A 1,779-nucleotide genomic window follows, 5' to 3' on the forward strand; every position below is an offset into this window, starting at 1 on the left:
GGCCCACCCCGCCGGGCCACCGCGAGCAGCGCCGTCAGGTCGGGCGGCGTGTCGACGGGCACCCCACGGATGCGCGCCGGCAGCGGCTCGACCACCGCCACCGTCTGCCCGGCCCAGGCGAACTCGGCGAGCAGGCGGGTGGTGCCGGGGTGTCCGGCCGTCCCGGCCAGCCCGGCGACCTCCCGTAGCGCTGCGGCCTCGGCGGTGACCAGCGCCCGCGTCGCGTCGTTCCAGCCGATCTTCGCGTACCCGCGCGGCTCGCCCCGGCCGTCGAACAGTTGCAGCGTCGGCTTGTGGTTCGGATCAGGTGGGCGCACCCCACAGGCCGCGTGCACCGGTATGCCGAGTTCGGTGCCGACCCGCGCGGCGAGCAGCACCTCCGCCGGGTCGAGGCCGACCGGCAGCGCCACGGTCAGCGCCGGAAAGGGAGCCCGGTCCACCGCGCCGGCCCGCGCCGCCACGCCGAGCACCGCCCGCGCCGCCCGCAGCTTCGCCGGGCGCAGGGCGTTGTACGACAGCAGCGCCGCCGCCGCGACCCGGGGTGAGCCCATCGGCAGCAGGAAGCGGGCCCGAGCCACCGAGGGCACCACCGCGTACCGGGCCACGACGGTGTGCCCGGCCGGCGGCTCGGCGTCCACGGTCACCGCGACCCGGGCGTCGGAGAAGACCGCCCGGGTGACCCAGCCCAGCCCGTCGTCGCGGCTGCGGGGGTCGCCCGTGGTGGTGGCCGAGGCGGTCACGCGACCCGGTCCGGCCAGTCGAGCCGCAGCCCCAGCCGCTGCCGCAGCGCCTCGTTGTGCGGGCGGTAGTACGCGGTCAGCTCGGCGCGCAGCGCCGGCTCCAGGGGTGCGGACCGCCGGTCGTTGTAGACCTTGAAGTTGGGCAGGTCGAACGGCGGGAGGCCGAGGAAGTCCAGGGTGCGCCGGTAGGTAGCCCGCGCGTCGGAGTACAGCTCCTCGCTGGGCAGGAAGAGAGTCTGGCTGCGGTCGAAGCGTTCCAGCCACGGTTGCAGGTGCTCCAGGTACCGGCCGCGCGCCCGGTAGGTGTACCAGTCGTAGGGCTCGCTGAAGTAGTTCGGTTCGGCGATCAACCGTTCCCGCTCCCCTGCCGTGCGCTCCGCCTCGGCGGCCAGTGCGGCGGCGAAGTCGAGCGGCTCCACGCCGTTGGTCCGCCGCTCCTTCCAGTGCGAGTAGGCCCGTTCCACCGGGTCGCGCAGCAGCACGATCAGCCGCACCGAGGGCATCAGCGCGCTCACCCGCTCGGCGGCCAGCGGGTGGAACATGTACAGCGGGGCGGCCTCACCGACACGGACCGGGCCGCCGTGGCGGTGCTCCAGCGTCTCCCGCTGCCGCAGGGTCGGGAAGTGCGAGCGGTACCACGCCTCGCCGCGGTGCCAGTGCTCCTCGAAGTAGTGCGAGGACTTCGTGTTCCAGGCGGGAAAGAGCCGGGGCACCAGCGGATGCTGGATCAGGTAGTTCCACAGCGAGGTGGTGCCGCCGCGCTTGGTGCCGATGATGAGGAAGTCCGGCAACGGCCGGCGGTCGCTGGTGCGCACCCCGTAGTCCACGAGGCCTTCCCGTACCCGGTTCGTCACCTGGGTCGGCACCAACTGCTTCACCCGGTCGCGAATGGACGACACGACGAACTCACCTGCCCTTCGATGTCCGTGGGGGGGGGGGGGGGGGGGGGGGGGGGGGGGGGGGGGGGGGGGGGGGGGGGGGGGGGGGGGGGGGGGGGGGGGCGGGGCGGCGCGGGCCCTGTCTCCGCCGGCCCGCGGGG

At 75.2% G+C, this 1,779-nt stretch carries 1 protein-coding gene and 1 pseudogene; both read right to left on the bottom strand.

Going from position 1 to position 1,779, the window contains the following annotated elements; translation table 11 throughout:
- A pseudogene (locus tag AC2CHE_RS26790) lies at positions 1 to 740 on the bottom strand (hypothetical protein); the annotation flags it as partial.
- Complete coding sequence (locus AC2CHE_RS26795; RefSeq protein ID WP_484507600.1) at positions 737 to 1,639, bottom strand: sulfotransferase domain-containing protein; 903 nt, start codon at positions 1,637 to 1,639, stop codon at positions 737 to 739. The pseudogene AC2CHE_RS26790 and the gene AC2CHE_RS26795, both read right to left, overlap by 4 nt.
- Between the last annotated feature and the right edge of the window lie 140 nt (positions 1,640 to 1,779).

Source organism: Micromonospora sp. ATLC16 (genome assembly GCF_057196645.1).